This window comes from Rahnella victoriana, assembly GCF_021276285.1.
In the GTDB taxonomy this organism is placed as follows: Bacteria; Pseudomonadota; Gammaproteobacteria; order Enterobacterales; family Enterobacteriaceae; genus Rahnella; species Rahnella victoriana.
Genome location: NZ_CP089919.1, coordinates 3,233,204 through 3,249,010, shown reverse-complemented (window position 1 = coordinate 3,249,010; position 15,807 = coordinate 3,233,204). Strand labels below are relative to the sequence as shown.

General features: G+C 55.9%; 13 protein-coding genes. 3 read left to right on the top strand and 10 right to left on the bottom strand.

All coding sequences use genetic code 11. The features are described 5' to 3' along the window. Nucleotides 1-58: 58 nt before the first annotated feature. From mglB to J9880_RS14995, 5 genes are all read right to left on the bottom strand, one after another. The gene (mglB, locus tag J9880_RS15015; RefSeq protein WP_095922687.1) at nt 59-1,057 is read right to left on the bottom strand and encodes a galactose/glucose ABC transporter substrate-binding protein MglB; all 999 of its coding nucleotides are present in this window, start codon (nt 1,055-1,057) and stop codon (nt 59-61) included. 250 nt (nt 1,058-1,307) lie between these two features. Further along, on the bottom strand, nt 1,308-2,339 hold the full coding sequence (gene galS, locus J9880_RS15010; RefSeq protein WP_131693008.1) for an HTH-type transcriptional regulator GalS: 1,032 nt from the start codon (nt 2,337-2,339) through the stop codon (nt 1,308-1,310). A gap of 269 nt (nt 2,340-2,608) precedes the next feature. Beyond that, nucleotides 2,609-3,763 carry a DUF418 domain-containing protein YeiB gene (gene yeiB, locus J9880_RS15005; protein ID WP_195817349.1) on the bottom strand — a complete coding sequence of 385 codons (1,155 nt, stop codon included), beginning with the start codon at nt 3,761-3,763 and terminating at the stop codon, nt 2,609-2,611. A 175-nt stretch (nt 3,764-3,938) separates the two neighbouring features. Then, entirely contained in the window at nt 3,939-4,604 is a 666-nt protein-coding gene (folE, locus tag J9880_RS15000; protein ID WP_095922690.1) for a GTP cyclohydrolase I FolE, read from the bottom strand. A 126-nt stretch (nt 4,605-4,730) separates the two neighbouring features. Next, entirely contained in the window at nt 4,731-5,858 is a 1,128-nt protein-coding gene (locus tag J9880_RS14995) for a YbfB/YjiJ family MFS transporter (protein ID WP_232769541.1), read from the bottom strand. A gap of 199 nt (nt 5,859-6,057) precedes the next feature. Between J9880_RS14995 and ptrR the strand changes: the two genes are divergently transcribed. The 3 genes from ptrR to fghA are packed head-to-tail and all read left to right on the top strand — an operon-like array spanning nt 6,058 to nt 9,023. Next, complete coding sequence (ptrR, locus tag J9880_RS14990; protein ID WP_119822199.1) at nt 6,058-6,987, top strand: putrescine utilization regulator PtrR; 930 nt, start codon at nt 6,058-6,060, stop codon at nt 6,985-6,987. A gap of 42 nt (nt 6,988-7,029) precedes the next feature. Further along, a complete protein-coding gene (locus J9880_RS14985; RefSeq protein ID WP_095922693.1) occupies nt 7,030-8,154 on the top strand; it encodes an S-(hydroxymethyl)glutathione dehydrogenase/class III alcohol dehydrogenase in 1,125 nt (374 codons plus the stop codon). Between the two features lie 11 nt (nt 8,155-8,165). Then, nucleotides 8,166-9,023: an S-formylglutathione hydrolase gene (gene fghA, locus J9880_RS14980; protein WP_119822198.1), complete on the top strand. Its 858-nt coding sequence runs from the start codon at nt 8,166-8,168 to the stop codon at nt 9,021-9,023. A gap of 294 nt (nt 9,024-9,317) precedes the next feature. Here the strand turns inward: fghA and gsiD are convergent, their stop codons facing one another. The 5 genes from gsiD to J9880_RS14955 all read right to left on the bottom strand — a co-directional run bounded on the left by gsiD (nt 9,318) and on the right by J9880_RS14955 (nt 15,783). Beyond that, on the bottom strand, nt 9,318-10,238 hold the full coding sequence (gsiD, locus tag J9880_RS14975; RefSeq protein ID WP_095922696.1) for a glutathione ABC transporter permease GsiD: 921 nt from the start codon (nt 10,236-10,238) through the stop codon (nt 9,318-9,320). Nucleotides 10,239-10,246: 8 nt separating this feature from the next. Then, entirely contained in the window at nt 10,247-11,167 is a 921-nt protein-coding gene (gene gsiC, locus J9880_RS14970; RefSeq protein WP_195817351.1) for a glutathione ABC transporter permease GsiC, read from the bottom strand. A 108-nt stretch (nt 11,168-11,275) separates the two neighbouring features. Next, entirely contained in the window at nt 11,276-12,832 is a 1,557-nt protein-coding gene (gene gsiB / locus J9880_RS14965) for a glutathione ABC transporter substrate-binding protein GsiB (protein WP_232769540.1), read from the bottom strand. Nucleotides 12,833-12,904: 72 nt separating this feature from the next. Beyond that, the gene (gene gsiA / locus J9880_RS14960; RefSeq protein WP_119822194.1) at nt 12,905-14,773 is read right to left on the bottom strand and encodes a glutathione ABC transporter ATP-binding protein GsiA; all 1,869 of its coding nucleotides are present in this window, start codon (nt 14,771-14,773) and stop codon (nt 12,905-12,907) included. Then, entirely contained in the window at nt 14,770-15,783 is a 1,014-nt protein-coding gene (locus tag J9880_RS14955) for an isoaspartyl peptidase/L-asparaginase family protein (RefSeq protein WP_119822193.1), read from the bottom strand. The genes gsiA and J9880_RS14955 overlap by 4 nt, the downstream gene beginning before the upstream one ends. Nucleotides 15,784-15,807: the final 24 nt, after the last annotated feature.

Genomic DNA, 15,807 nt, shown 5'->3' with positions numbered 1-15,807 from the left:
CTTAGCTTTGTTTTTTATTGCTGTCTGTCTGTCTGTCTTTATTGCTGCTGACGTCGACTTATTTCACGAAGGAAGACAGATTGTCTTTATCCACCGCGACGTAAGGAATACGAACAACTTTGTTTTCAACTTTCCAGTCAGTCCCTTCAGCAGCAGGTTTACCGGCTGCCAGGTTTTTCGCCAGATCAAAGGTCGCTTTAGCCTGGTTGTTCGCATCGTTCAGCACGGTACCGGCCATTGCGCCAGATTTCACCAGTGCCAGCGCTTCTGCCAGGGCATCCACACCAAATACCGGAATGCTGGATTTGTTATGAGATTTCAGTGCTTCTACAGCACCCATTGCCATGGCATCGTTGTTGGCGATAACCACTTCGATTTTGTTGGCGTTAGGACCAGACAACCATGCATCCATCTTGTCTTTCGCCTGTGCGGTATCCCACATAGCGGTATCAAGTTGCAGCTGATCAGTTTTCAGGCCTTCTTTGCCGTTCAGGGTGCTGATGACGTATTTAGTACGCGCTTCAGCATCCGGATGGCCCGGTTCGCCTTTGATCAGCACGTATTGGATCACGCCGTCTTTGTTCAGATCCCAGGCCGGGTTCGCTTTCCAGTGTTTAGCAATCAGCTCACCCTGGATCACGCCAGATTCTTTAGAATCGGTACCGACGTAATAGGCTTTGTCGTAGCTGTCCAGCGCTTTACGGGAAGGTTCTTTGTTGTAGAAAACAACAGGAATGCCGGCACCGCGGGCTTTCTCAATGATTACCGGGGCAGCAGCCGGGTCAACCAGGTTAATGGCTAACGCTTTCACACCCTTCGCCAGCATGACGTCAACCTGGTCATTCTGGGTAGACTGGCTGTTTTGCGAGTCATTCATCAGCAGTTGCACATCTGGAGAAGCTTTAGCATCTTTTTCAATGGCTTTGCGAACTTCAGACATGAAGTTGTCATCATATTTGTAGATGGTGACGCCGATTTTAGTATCAGCAGCATGTGCGGCAAAACCAAACATCATGCTTGCAGCCAGAGTCGCCAGGGTGAAGACCTTCTTATTCATTTGTATCTCCGGTTATGTAGGGTGTTACAGAATGTGGCACCGGAAATCCCTGCGGGAGCAGTACAGCTCCACGTCATGATTGTGGGTGCCTGCCATCCTTGACTGATAACGTCCTGACTCGCTGTGAAACAAGTCCGGCAAACCGGACCCAAAATGAATCATATTGAAAACGAATGAATCATAATGTGCGCGATGTTAATAAACTGTGAAAGTTCTCACAGATTGAAAACGGTTACATCGCGTTATTTGATCAATAAGTGACGGGTGCCACATTTTGCCAGGGTGCAACCGAATGGCGTCTGACCAGCGTCGGCATAAAACAATGCGAAACGCCCGTAGCTAACTGTTCTGCCGCACCTTTTAAAGCCAGTTCGGTGGCCAGCGTCGCCATGGAAACGATCGGATATCGCACGGTGGTCATTTTCGGGCTGGTGTAGCGGGCAATCGGAATATCGTCAAAACCGATCAGTGAAAAGTCATCCGGAATGTTAATTCCGTTTTCTTTCAACACCGCCATCGCACCGGCCGCCATCGAATCGTTATAGGCAAACACCGCGCTGAGGTGCAGATTACGCCCGAGGAGTTCCACCATCGCCGCCTCACCGCCCTGCAGATCCGGCGAACTTTGTGCCCGCCATGCGGCAGGTGGCGCGTCACCGCTCTGATGTGCCTGCGTCATTGCCTGAGCGTAGCCCTGATAACGCTGCAAATCGTCTTCGATACCGTGACTTGACCCGATATAGCCGATGCGCTGATGGCCCTGCGACAGCAACAAACGCGTCGCCATCTCCGCACCGCTGACGTTGTTAAGCCAGACACAACGGTGCTCGTAGCCCGGAATGACGCGGTTAATCAGCACCATGCCGGATACCTGATCCATAAACCGCGACAGTTCGTCATCGCCCAGCGCTTTCGAATGCACAATGAGTGCGTTACAGCGTTGACGAATCAAAACCTCAATGGCGTGCCTTTCTTTTTCGGCAATATGATAGCTGTTACCTATTAAAACGTATTTCTGATGCTGCTGTGCAACGGTATCCACCGCTTTCACCAGCGCGCCGAAAAACGGATCTGACACATCCATGACCACCACACCGATGGTGTCGCTGCTTTGCGTGGCCAGCGCCTGCGCGTTGGCATTAGGCCGGTATCCCAGCGTGGCGACAGCCTGCAACACCTGCTCGCGGGCTTCTTTACTGGCGATAGCGGGATTGTTCAGAACACGTGAAACGGTGGCGACAGAAACCCCCGCCAGCCGGGCGACATCACGAATGGTGACCATGCGTCGCTCCGTGATCAGCCAGAGAGTGGTACGGAGGAATACGGAAATTTTTAACCCAGGAGGTAAAGAAGCCGGACAAAGAGAAGCGAGGTGAAGTGCGCATGGCGTTTCCTTTTTTAGTGTAGTGGTCGTCGGAGAGGCACGACCGCTATCCTAAACATTTTGCGAAAACGCCTGCGTGAATCTCGTCACAGGAAAGAAAACGTTTACATACAATTCTGTAACCTTCATCCCAAATCTATCATTTAGGATGATGTGACGATCTGGGATCAGGCGGTTTTCAGTTCAACACCGGAGGCTTTGACCGTCAGTTTACGCCATAACCACTCCACCGGTCCCTGACGGAAATGCCGCAACCACAGCAGGGTCACCAGCAAGTTACACGCCCAGACCAGCGGCACCAGCGCCAGCAGTTGCAGGCGGTCGAAGTGCTGGTAGAAGCCGAAGACATTGAAGAATGTGGTGCAGATCAGCGTCTGTAACAGGTAGTTGGTCAGGGCCATGCGGCCAATCTGCGCAATCCAGTTCACCGCCCGCCAGCGGGAAATCTGCGGCCAGAAGCCGTAACACAGCGCCAGATAACTGACGGCCTGCATCAGCGAGCCAATTTCCCGCGGCACCTGCAATAAAAAACCGCTCCAGCGGTAGTCCCAGCCGGTGCGGTATTGCAGGTAAATCGCCGGAATTTGTATCAGTAATGAAAGCGGTAACAGTACAGCGGCAACTTTGCGGTAATGTGCGAGGCGAAACTCACCTTTCAGCCAGCCGCTGCGCATCAGCCCGGCACCTGTCAGCATTGCGCCCGCCAGTTCCCAGCCGTATTGCGCACCGATCGCCAGCAAACTGGAGGACAGCAAATCGAGGCGGTTGCGGATCGCTTCCCAGCCACCTTTCAGCCGCCAGTATTGTTCATATTGAATTTCCGCTGGTCCCGGCAGCCAGAAACTGCCGGGTTTCGGCGAGGTAATGAACCCGAGCATCGCCAGCACGGCGACGCCGATCAGATACAAAATAATGCCGGTGGAAATCAGCGACTGACTGCTGCGCCCTTCCCGCACCATCCGCCAGCACACCAGACCGATCAGCCCGTAAGACAGCAAAATATCGCCGTCCCACATCAGGGTGGCATGCAGAAACCCGCACAGTAAAAGAATCGACAAACGCGCCTGGATCCAGTGTTTACCGCGCGGCAGCAACAAAAACAGACCGCCGCCAAACAGCATGGCAAACATCATCAGGAATTTACCCTGCGCGACGACGTCGAGCACCGCCCAGGTCCAGGTATCAGAAACAGAGGGCGTTCCGGCAAACGCCGGATTCAGGTAAGCGGCTTTCGGTAAACCGAAGGCGCTGATATTGAGCAGAAGAATGCCAAAAATGGCGAGGCCACGGGCAAAGTCGAGCGTGGCAATACGTGAGCGCACCCTGACATTCCTTTTGAAGATTGTTGAGTTATTTAAGAATAAGGGAAGAAAATCAGGGTGGCTACCCTCCAGGTAAATGAAGTTGCAGCAAGGCAGCCAGCGAGCAGAGCCCGATGAGCTGACTGATGTCAGTGATTCGGGTCTACGAACGCAGCGAACACCGCTGCGGCTTTAGTTACGACGGATGGCGGACGGTTCTTAAAAATTCTTGTCGTGTATTCTGGCTGGATTTGAAAAGTCCACCGAGTGATGTTGTCGTCGTTGCGCTGGTCGCGTCACGCACACCGCGTGCTTTCACGCAGTAATGCACGGCGTCAATGGAGACGGCCACGTTGGTGGTGCCGAGCAGGGTTTGCAAGGCCACCAGGATCTGCTGGGTCAGGCGTTCCTGAACCTGCGGACGCTGCGAGAAGAACTGCACAATGCGGTTGATTTTCGACAGGCCAATCACGGTATCTTTCGGGATATAGGCCACGGTGGCTTTGCCATCGATGGTCACGAAATGGTGTTCGCAGGTACTGGTCAGGGTGATATCGCGCACGGTGACCATTTCATCCACTTTCATCTTGTTTTCGATGACGGTGATTTTCGGGAAATTGGCGTAATCAAGCCCGGAGAAGATTTCATCCACATACATCTTGGCGATGCGGTGCGGCGTTTCCGCCAGACTGTCATCGGAAAGATCCAGATTAAGAAGCTGCATGATGCCGGTCATATGTTCCTGGATCCGCTGCTTGCGCGTTTCGTTGTCGATCGGCAAAGCTTCACGCAGAGGGGTTTCCAGACCACGGGCTAACAGGGCCTCGTGAACCAAAATGGCTTCTTTACTCAGGGTTGGCATTCTTTCTTTCTCCGGCAGATGTAATCACTTTGACGCAGATCACGCTAAAGTGAGGTGGCTTACTGTAGTAGAGAGCCGGTTCAGAATCCAGTGAATGTGCGTCATGATGGATGAAATAGCTGCAAGTTATCGGTTCTGCCGGAAGACCAGCGCCCCTGCAATAATGAAACCGACCAGCGCGACATACAGCGCAGGCTCCAGACGGTGCGTCAGTGCGGTAGAAATGGCCGACAGAACGGGGCCGAATAACTGACCGACGGCATAACCGGTGGTCAGCAAACCGGCCATGTAGCGGCTGTGATTCGGTGCCAGTTCGCGGCTATATTGTAAAGCCAGCTGGACCACACTGAGGAAACCGCCGCCGGTCAGCAATGCGCCCAGCACCAGACCGGTCACGCCCGGCACCACTTCCGCACACAAAATCCCTAGCCCCTGCGCCCATAATGTGAGCGCCAGACGGTTATGCGTCGTCAGGCGGTGCCGGGTCAGAATACCGATGATGATGCCGATCACCGCCGCGCCGCCAAACACCGGCCAGACGAACTGGGCGAACAGGCTGTCAGGGAAACGTGCACTCGCCATCTGCGATAAAAACGTGGCGGGAAGGATGTAACCAAAGCCCGCCAGACTGTAACTCCACACCAGTCGTTTCAGCGCAGGCGTCATCACCAGCGGTTCAGTTGCCACATGCGAGCGGTGCAAATCTCCTGTTCGCGGCAGGGTCGGCGTAATGATCGCCACAAAAATCAGCGCCAGCACGCCGTACACGCACCAGGCCTGCGCCGAGGTCAGCTGCAAACTGTGAATGCCGACGGCCAACATGCCGCTGAGGAAAATCCCCGCGCCCGGCCCGGCAAACACCGCGGCACTCAGCGCCGGACGGCCATAATGCGCCAGACGTTCATTACACCACGCAGACACCATCACCATCGCCCAGCCGCTGGTCCAGCCGATCATAAAGCGCACGATGCTGTGCAGCACTTCGCCGGAAATCACCGCCGACAATAATGTCAGCACAACGCCGCCCCACACCCCCAGCCACAAACGGCGCTCGAGATGTTTGCCCGCGCGCATCCCGTCGAACGCGCCACACAGATAACCGAGGTAGTTGAAGGCCGCAACCAGCCCCGCGCCGGTCAGGCTGAACTGATGTTCAGCTATCATTAAAGGCACCTGCGGCGTAAAGGCGAAGCGCCCGATACCCATCGCGACCACAAAAGCCAGAAAACCACTTAGCGCAATTCGAAAGGCCATAACTGCTCCGTTAAAAGAAACCGCGATGCAACATCATAGAAACAATGAATAAACATACTCAAAGCCCGAGGCTGAAAACAGCGGATTTCTTAAAAGAAAGTAAATTGAATGTTGTCGCTATGATGCCTTATGAGTACAATCACGAAAACTGAATAATACAAACCAACTTGTTTACGATAAGAGAACACAGGAACCCATCATGGATCTCACTCAGTTACGGATGTTTTGCTGCGTAGCGGAAACCGGTTCGCTGGCACGCGCGGCAGAGCAGTTGCATCGCGTCCCGTCGAACCTGACCACCCGCCTGCGTCAGCTGGAACTCGAACTGGGCACCGATCTGTTTATCCGCGAAAAGCAGCGCATCCGCCTTTCCGCCATGGGCCATAATTTTCTGAACTATGCCGAACGTATTCTTGCGCTGAGCGACGAAGCCATGAGCATCACGCATGCCGGTGAACCCGCCGGGAACTTCGCGCTGGGATCGATGGAAAGTACGGCGGCGACGCGCCTGCCCTCTTTACTGGCGGCATATCATCAGAAGTTTCCGCAGGTGGCGCTGTCGCTGGTCACGGCCACCTCCGGCGAAACCATCGACAGCGTGCGTGCCGGACGTCTGGCGGCGGCGCTGGTGGATGGCCCGATCGATTTTGACGATATCAATGGCTGCATTTCTTTTCGTGAACGCATGGTGGTGATCACGCCGCCCGGCGAATCGCCGCAGGAAGTGCCTGCCGGGCGCAGCGGTCATACCGTTTTTGCGTTCCGCCCGAGTTGTTCATACCGCCAGCGTTTACAGGGCTGGATCAAACACATGAGCATTCCGGTCGCCAATACCATGGAGATCCAGTCCTATCATTCGATGATGGCCTGCGTCGCCAGCGGTGCGGGGATTGCCATGGTGCCGCGCTCGGTACTCGAACAATTGCCCGGCCACGAACGGGTCAGCATTCACGAGATCCCGGATGAATTCGCCGATACCGCCACCTGGCTTATCTGGCGCAGGGACGCCTTCAGCCCGAATGTGCGGGCGCTGAAAGAACTGATCATCGAACAAAATGACGGCGTGATCCCGTTACTGAAACATCCGCTCGCCGGGGAACACGATCCGGCGCTGCACCCGACCTATTAATTCGAAACTGAATAAGTAAAAACACCTGACTGGAGCTAAAAAATGCAAATGATCAAAACGCGCGCGGCTGTCGCCTGGGGCCCGAACCAACCTCTGTCCATCGAAGAAGTCGATTTGATGCCACCACAAAAAGGCGAAGTGCTGGTGCGGATCGTCGCGACCGGCGTGTGCCACACCGACGCCTACACCCTGTCAGGCAAAGATCCGGAAGGCGTCTTCCCGGCGATCCTCGGCCATGAAGGCGGCGGCGTGGTGGAAGCGGTTGGCGAAGGCGTCACCAGCGTGGCCGTCGGCGATCACGTCATTCCGTTGTACACCCCGGAATGTGGCGAGTGTAAGTTCTGTAAATCCGGCAAAACCAACCTGTGTCAGGCGATCCGCACCACGCAAGGTAAAGGTCTGATGCCGGACGGCACCACCCGTTTCTTCAAAGACGGCAAGCCGATTTTCCATTACATGGGCACCTCGACCTTCTCCGAATACACCGTGGTTCCTGAGATCTCGCTGGCGAAAATCAACAAAGAAGCCCCGCTGGAAGAAGTCTGTCTGCTCGGTTGTGGCGTGACCACCGGTATGGGTGCCGTTATCAATACCGCGAAAGTCAAAAAAGGCGACACCGTAGCCATCTTCGGCCTCGGCGGCATTGGTCTTTCAGCCATCATTGGCGCCGTGATGGCGGGCGCAGGCCGCATCATAGGTATCGATCTGAACACCAGCAAATTCGATCTGGCGCGTAAACTTGGCGCAACCGACCTGATCAACCCGAAAGATTTCGATAAGCCGATTCAGGACGTGATCGTTGAAATGACCGACGGCGGCGTGGACTTCTCCTTCGAATGTATCGGTAACGTGAACGTGATGCGTTCCGCGCTGGAATGCTGCCATAAAGGCTGGGGCGAATCGGTCATCATCGGCGTGGCCGGTGCAGGCGAAGAAATCTCCACCCGTCCTTTCCAGCTGGTGACCGGCCGTGTATGGCGTGGTTCGGCTTTCGGTGGCGTTAAAGGCCGCAGCCAGTTACCGGGCATTGTGCAGCGTTATCTGGACGGCGAATTCGCCCTGAACGATTTCATCACCCACACCATGCCACTGGAAGAAATCAACGAAGCCTTTGACCTGATGCACGAAGGAAAATCTATCCGAACGGTGATTCATTTTAACAAGTAAGGAATGTGTCGATGAGCAGCTCGATTGAACTACTCGAAGAACACCGGATGTTTGGCGGCTGGCAGCAGCGCTACCGCCATACCTCTGAGAGCCTGAATTGCAGCATGACGTTCAGCCTTTATCTGCCCCCGGCGCAGGACGATACACCGCCGCCGGTGCTGTACTGGCTGTCGGGTCTGACCTGCAATGACGAAAACTTCACCATCAAAGCCGGGGCGCAACGTGTCGCGGCAGAGCTTGGCGTGATTCTGGTGATGCCGGATACCAGCCCGCGCGGTGAAGGCGTCGCCAACGACGACGGTTATGACCTCGGCCAGGGCGCAGGTTTTTATCTGAATGCCACGCAGGCACCGTGGGCCGCGCATTTTCGCATGTACGATTATCTGCTCGATGAACTGCCTGCGCTGATCAGCGGGCATTTCAAGGTCAGCCATCGTCAGTCTATTTTCGGGCACTCGATGGGCGGTCACGGCGCACTGATGCTGGCACTGCGTAATCCGCAGCGTTTCTGCTCCGTGTCAGCGTTTGCGCCGATCGTGAATCCGGCGCAGGTGCCGTGGGGACGCAAAGCGTTCAGCGCGTATCTGGGGGATGACGAAAGCCAGTGGCTGCAATACGACAGCTGCCACCTGCTGAGCGCCCTGCCGGAAGATCAAAAACCGTTCCCGATTTTAGTCGATCAGGGCGACGGCGATCAGTTCCTGGCAGATCAGCTGCAACCGGCAAAACTGGCCGAGATCGCCCGCCAGCGCGGCTGGCCGTTACAGTTGCGCGTTCAGCCCGGATACGATCACAGCTACTTCACGATTGCCTCATTTGTGGAAGATCACCTGAGATTCCATGCGGAGTTTTTGCACTCTGAAGTCTGACACTCTGCTGATGCAATAAGGGTTTGGCTTTGCTCCTCCCCCTGCGAAGGGGGAGGCTGGGAGGGGGTTTTAAGGGCTAACCCCCGGTCAGAGCACACTTCAACTTATGGATTTTGACCTTAATACCCCACCCCAACCCTCCCCTTCGCAGGGAAGGGAGTTGTTCTGCGTTTGTGAAAACAAACAAAGGAATTGTCATGTCCGTTAATTTCAGGCCTAAAACTGGCCAGATCCTCATCTGTAATTTGTTGGGAAAAATGCGATATGGTTCAAACCTATAGCTGCCCCCAAAAATCAATTCTTCAATTTCGGATCCAGCGCATCCCTTAACCCATCGCCCAGCAAATTAAACGCCAGTACGGTCAGGAATATGGCCAGACTGGGGAATATCGCCACGTGCGGTGCCATGACCATGTCGGCGCGGGCTTCGTTGAGCATGGCGCCCCACTCCGGTGTTGGCGGTTGCGCGCCCATGCCAAGGAAGGACAGGCTGGCGGCGGTAATAATTGACGTGCCGATGCGCATGGTGAAATACACCACGATGGATGACAACGTACCCGGCAGGATGTGGCGGAACAAAATGGTGGCGTCGGAGGCACCGATGCTGCGGGCGGATTCAATATAAGTTTGCTGTTTCAGCACCAGCGTGTTGCCACGTACCAGACGTGCGAAGGCCGGAATGCTGAAAATCGCCACCGCGATAATCACGTTCGACATGCCGTTGCCCATCACCGCCACCACGGCAATCGCCAGCAAAATACCGGGGAAAGCAAACAGCACGTCGCAAACGCGCATAGTGATGCGGTCCCACCAGCCTTCGTAATATCCCGCCAGCAGGCCGAATACCGTGCCAATCGCCGCGCCGAGTACCACCGAAAGCACACCCGCCGTCAGGGAAATCCGCGTGCCCATCAGGATGCGGCTGAAAATATCCCGTCCAAGGGAATCGACGCCCAGCCAGTGGATCAGCGACGGGCCTTCGTTCAGCCGGTCGTAATCAAAATAATTTTCCGGATCAAAGGGCACCAGCCAGGGCGCAAGAATGGCTGCCGCGATCAATAACAGGATGAACACACCCGCAATCATCGCAATATGCTGACGACGGAAACGCCGCCAGAACGCTTTCCACGGTGTCCGAACCGCCTGTGATTGCGCGGTTCCCGGTGTGATTATCGGCAAACTCGCAAGTACGGCATTTCGCCGCCAGTTTTTCATGCGTTGACTCACTTGTATCGGATGGAAGGGTTGATGACGGCGTACAGCATGTCCACCAGCAGATTGATCAGGATGAACTCCAGCGAGAACAGCAGCACTTCTGCCTGTATCACCGGATAATCGCGCATCTCAACGGAATCGACCAGCAACCGCCCTAATCCTGGCCAGTTGAAGACTTTTTCGACGACAATCGAGCCGCCGAGCAGAAAACCAAATTGCAGCCCCATCATGGTCACTACGGGGATCATCGCGTTGCGCAGGCCGTGTTTGACCACCACCACCACCTCGTGTACCCCTTTGGCGCGCGCGGTGCGCATGTAATCTTCCTGCATCACTTCGACAAACGAGGCGCGGGTGAAGCGGGCCATGATCGCCGCCACCGCCGCACCCAGCGTAATGGAAGGAAGGATATAGTGACGCCAGCCGTCCGCGCCGACCGTCGGCAACCAGCCCAGTTCAACGGAGAAAATCTGCATCAGCAACATGCCCAGCGCGAAAGCCGGGAAGGAAATACCGGAGACGGCGAGCGCCATACCCAGTCTGTCAGGCCAGCGGTTACGCCAGACGGCGGAGACCACGCCGATCACCAGCCCGAAAATCACCGACCACAGCATGCTGGTCAGCGTCAGCCAGAATGTCGGCAGAAAACGGGAACTGATTTCTTCTATAACCGGGCGTTTTGACACCATCGAATGACCGAAGTCACCGGTCAGCGCATTGCCAAAGAAGGTGAAAAATTGCTGATAAAGCGGCTTATCCAGCCCTAAATCCTGACGCACCAGCGCGACCACGCTGGCGTCGGCATCTTGTCCGGCCATCAGCCTCGCCGGATCGCCCGGCAACAGATGCACAAATAAAAACACCAGCACCGCCACAATCAGCAACGTGGGGATCAGTCCGAGTAATCGTTTTAAAAAATAGTTAAGCATGATTCGCTGTCTGTGATTTCACGGTAAACATCCATGTTCCGGCCCCGGAACACATGGGTTCAGGGCGCGCACGCTGTGCGCCACACGCCCTGAAAGCTTCACCGTCTGTTATTTCACATCGGCATCTTCAAAGCTGAAGGCCGTATCCGGCATCACATAAAAGCCTGTCAGACGTTTATTATTGGCAGACACCAGACGTTCCGTCACCAGGAAGGCCCACGGCGCATCGGTCCAGATTTGTTTCTGGGCATCGGCGTACAGTCTGGCTTTCTCGGTTTTGTCGGTGGTTTTCAGCGCATCCGACAAGTCTTTATCCACCTGCGCATTGCTGTAGAACGCCGTGTTGAACTGCTTCGGCGGCGCGGCCTGCGTGGAGAACAATGGCGACAGCGCCCAGTCTGCTTCACCGGTAGAGGCTGACCAGCCGGTATAGAACATACGAATACCCGCTTCTTTCTGCCCGACGTTCTCAACCTGTGCGGCACGCTGTGCGGCGTCCATGGCGGTCACGGTGACTTTGATGCCCACCTGCGCCAGTTGCTGCTGAGTGAACTGCAACACTTTCTGCGCGGTGCTGTTGTTGTGCGATGACCACAGCGTGGTGGTGAAACCGTCCGGATAACCGGCCTCTTTCAGCAAGGCTTTAGCTTTTGCCGGATCATACGGCCAGGGTTTGAATTTCGCGGCGTATTCGATGCCCTGCGGCAACGGCCCTTCTGATGGCACCGCGTAACCGGCAAACGCGACTTTGATCAGCGCCTGTTTGTTGATGGCGTAGTTGATCGCTTCACGCACTTTGACGTTATCGAAAGGCTTTTGCGTCACGTTAAAGCTGATGTAACGGTGCAGGATAGACGGCGCGGCCACCAGATCCAGTTTGTCGTTTTTCGCCAGCAGCGCAGCCTGTTCATAAGGTACCGGGAAGGCCAGATCCGCTTCGCCGGTTTGCAGCATGGCCGCGCGGGTATTGTTATCGACCACCGGACGCCAGGTGATGGTGTCGAGTTTCGGCTCGTCTTTTTTCCAGTAGCCGTCGAATTTCTTCACTTTCACGAAGTCAGTCTGGTTCCACTGATCCAGCGTATACGGGCCGGTACCGACCGGATGGAAGCCGATATCTTTACCGTATTTGGTCAGCGCCGCCGGGGAAATGATCACCGCAGACGGGTGCGCCAGAATGTTGATGAAGGCCGAGAACGGGGTTTTCAGCGTAATTTTTACCGTGGTGTCATCCACCGCTTCGGTGCTGGCGATATTTTTAAACAGGTTGTAACGCTTGAGATGGCTGTCCGGGTTGCTGGCGCGATCGAAGTTAACCTTCACAGCAGCGGCGTTGAAATCGGTGCCGTCCTGGAATTTAATGCCCGGATGCAGTTTGATGGTGTACACCAGACCGTCCTGACTGACGGTGTAGCTTTCCGCCAGCACATTCTCCAGCTTCATGTTTTTATCGAAGCCAAACAGTCCCTGATAGAAGGATTTGGCAACCGCCTGTGACAGCGTGTCATTGGCGTCGTAGGGATCGAGCGAGGTGAAGTTAGAGCCTACGGCGACCACCACGTCTTTGGCTGCCCACGCAGAAGCCGAGGCCAGCGAACCGAAAACAGCGGCAGCGAGCACGGCCTGACGGACAACGTTCTTACCTTTAGATTTCTGCTGATTCATGTCAGTTCCTTTTCCTGTCTTACCCGTTTGTCTTGCTAAGAATTGACGGCTCAAAATAAGCCGCCAGAAAAATCAGTAAATGCCCGCGATACTGTGCCGTGCGACGAAATGCCCTTCGCCAACTTTCACCAGCGGTGCCACCAGCGGATCATCATTGAGCGCACGGATCGGGCTGGGGATTTCATCGACCAGCAGCGCCTGTTCCTTGCGCTTATGCGCCGGATCGGCAACCGGCACCGCCGCCATCAGTTTGCGGGTATAAGGATGTTGCGGGCTTTCAAACACCGCACGCCGCGAGCCGATCTCCACAATCTGCCCGAGATACATCACCGCCACGCGATGGCTGATCCGCTCGACCACCGCCATATCGTGAGAAATAAACAGAAACGCCAGCCCGAACTCTTTCTGCAAATCCATCAGCAGGTTGATGATTTGCGCGCGGATGGAGACATCCAGCGCGGAAACCGATTCGTCGGCAATCACCACTTTGGGATTGAGCGCCAGTGCGCGGGCGATACAGATACGCTGGCGCTGGCCGCCGGAAAACTCGTGAGGATACCGCTGCGCGTGTTCCGGCAGCAGCCCGACTTTTTCCAGCAGCCAGGCCACGCGGGCTTCCGCTTCTGCGCCTTTTGCCAGCTTGTGAACCAGCAGCGGCTCCATGATCGAATAGCCCACCGTCAGGCGCGGATCGAGCGAGGCGTAGGGATCCTGAAAGATAAACTGAATATCGCGGCGCAGATGTTGCAGTTCGCTGCCGCCGATATCCGTCAGCGTCTGGCCGTTAAAGGTGATGGTACCGCCCTGACTTTTCACCAGTTTCAGCAGCGAGCGGCCGGTGGTGGATTTCCCGCAGCCGGATTCCCCGACCAGCGCCAGCGTCTCGCCGGGATGCAAATCAAAGCTGACTTTTTCCACCGCATGAACGCGGCGGGTAACGCGGTTAAATATGCCGCTGCGCAGGTCAAATCGCGTCACCAGATCACGCACCTGTAAAATCGGCGGCACGCCCGGCGTCAGGGTGTTTTGCACCAGTTCCGGGTCGCTTTCTTCCTGCTCCGGTAAAGGAAAACGCGCAGGCAGCGGTTTACCCGCCATCGACCCCAGTTTCGGCACCGCAGCCAATAACGTGCGGGTATAGGGCTGTTGCGGTGAGTAAAAAATATCACTGACGCGACCGGTTTCCACGCTGTTGCCCTGATGCATGACCAGCACCCGGTCAGCGATTTCGGCCACCACGCCCATATCGTGCGTAATGAAAATCACGCCCATCTGCATCTCTTTTTGCAGCACGCGGATCAGTTGCAGAATTTGCGCCTGAATGGTGACATCCAGCGCTGTGGTCGGTTCGTCGGCAATCAGCAGCGCGGGTTTGCAGGAAAGCGCCATGGCGATCATCACCCGCTGACGCATCCCGCCGGAAAGCTGATGCGGGTAGCTGTCGAGAATATTGCGGGCTTCGGGGATCCGCACCAGATCCAGCATCCGTAACGCTTCGGCACGGGCAGCGCGGTGATCTTTATTCTGGTGCAGACGGATCGACTCGGCGATTTGTTCACCCACCGGAAAAACCGGATTGAGCGAGGTCATCGGCTCCTGAAAAATCATCGCCATGTCTGCGCCGCGCAGGTTACGCATGGCAGGCTGCGAGGCCGCCATCAGATCCACCACTTCACCGTTACGGCGACGAAAATGCATCTCGCCCTGGGAAATCTGGCCGCCGCCCTGCTCTACCAGACGCATCAGCGCCAGCGAGGTGACAGATTTTCCGGAGCCGGATTCCCCGACGATCGCCAGCGTTTCGCCGCGTTTCACCTGAAAACTGAGTTGATTAACCGCCGGGATCACCTGACCTTCATGCGCAAATTGCACACTGAGCTGACTGACAGCCAGCACGTGGTCGGGGGGCAAAATAAGAGAGGGTTTCATCGGGCTGTTCATGCGCGGTAAATGCTGACGACGGGCGCTTCGCCCACCCGTGCAAATCCACGGTACATGCCTTCGCTGTTGAACGGCAGTTCCACGTTGCCAAACTTATCTACCGCAATCATGCCGCCGCTGCCGCCCAGAGGCAGCAGTTTTTCCTGCACGACTTTACGTGTCGCCTCTTCAAGAGAAAGACCGGCGTATTCAATCAGCGCGGCGACGTCATAGGCCGCCACCGTGCGCATAAACACTTCGCCGGTGCCGGTACTGGAAATCGCCACGGTATTGTTGCTGGCGTAACACCCGGCACCAATGATCGGCGAATCGCCGACGCGTCCGGCCTGTTTGTTGGTCATGCCGCCGGTGGAGGTCGCTGCCGCCAGATTACCCAGCGCATCCATTGCCACCGCGCCCACGGTGCCAAATTTACGTTCCGGATCGAGCGGATCATCTGACACAGCCGCATTCAGCGTTGCGCCGTCATGATCAAGCATCACGCCCTGATCGGCGGCAATCGCCCGTTGCAGCTGGTCATAACGTTCCTGGGTGAAAAAGTAGTCCGGGCCGACCATTTCCTGTCCGTTTTCGCGGGCAAAGGCTTCCGCCCCCGCGCCGGTAAACATCACATGCGGACTGACTTCCAGCACTTTACGGGCAGTCAGGATCGGATTGCGGATATGATTGACACAACTTATCGCACCGGCATCCAGCGTGCGGCCGTCCATAATGCAGGCGTCAAGCTCATGCGTTCCCTGATGTGTAAAAACAGCGCCTTTGCCCGCATTAAATAACGGGCACTCTTCAAGCAGACGCACCGCTTCGGTGACCGCATCCAGTGCACTGCCGCCGGCGGCCAGAATCGCCTGTCCGGACGCGACTATTCTCTCCAGTTCGGCTAAGTAAAGTCGTTCTTTTTCAGCGCTCATTGCCGCGCGGGTAATCGCCCCTGCACCACCGTGGATCGCAATAACCGCCCGCTTCTTGTCCGAAACGGAAGCCGCTGAATTATCAGTAGAAAAACTCATTAGCGCTGCACCTTTCGATGTTGT

What these genes read in the sequence shown, in the direction of transcription:
- mglB (WP_095922687.1), bottom strand. Translation starts at nt 1,057, where the DNA reads ATGAATAAGAAGGTCTTCACCCTGGCGACTCTGGCTGCAAGCATGATG.
- galS (WP_131693008.1), bottom strand. Translation starts at nt 2,339, where the DNA reads ATGGTCACCATTCGTGATGTCGCCCGGCTGGCGGGGGTTTCTGTCGCC.
- folE (WP_095922690.1), bottom strand. Translation starts at nt 4,604, where the DNA reads ATGCCAACCCTGAGTAAAGAAGCCATTTTGGTTCACGAGGCCCTGTTA.
- J9880_RS14995 (WP_232769541.1), bottom strand. Translation starts at nt 5,858, where the DNA reads ATGGCCTTTCGAATTGCGCTAAGTGGTTTTCTGGCTTTTGTGGTCGCG.
- ptrR (WP_119822199.1), top strand. Translation starts at nt 6,058, where the DNA reads ATGGATCTCACTCAGTTACGGATGTTTTGCTGCGTAGCGGAAACCGGT.
- J9880_RS14985 (WP_095922693.1), top strand. Translation starts at nt 7,030, where the DNA reads ATGCAAATGATCAAAACGCGCGCGGCTGTCGCCTGGGGCCCGAACCAA.
- fghA (WP_119822198.1), top strand. Translation starts at nt 8,166, where the DNA reads ATGAGCAGCTCGATTGAACTACTCGAAGAACACCGGATGTTTGGCGGC.
- gsiD (WP_095922696.1), bottom strand. Translation starts at nt 10,238, where the DNA reads ATGAAAAACTGGCGGCGAAATGCCGTACTTGCGAGTTTGCCGATAATC.
- gsiC (WP_195817351.1), bottom strand. Translation starts at nt 11,167, where the DNA reads ATGCTTAACTATTTTTTAAAACGATTACTCGGACTGATCCCCACGTTG.
- gsiB (WP_232769540.1), bottom strand. Translation starts at nt 12,832, where the DNA reads ATGAATCAGCAGAAATCTAAAGGTAAGAACGTTGTCCGTCAGGCCGTG.
- gsiA (WP_119822194.1), bottom strand. Translation starts at nt 14,773, where the DNA reads ATGAACAGCCCGATGAAACCCTCTCTTATTTTGCCCCCCGACCACGTG.
- J9880_RS14955 (WP_119822193.1), bottom strand. Translation starts at nt 15,783, where the DNA reads ATGAGTTTTTCTACTGATAATTCAGCGGCTTCCGTTTCGGACAAGAAG.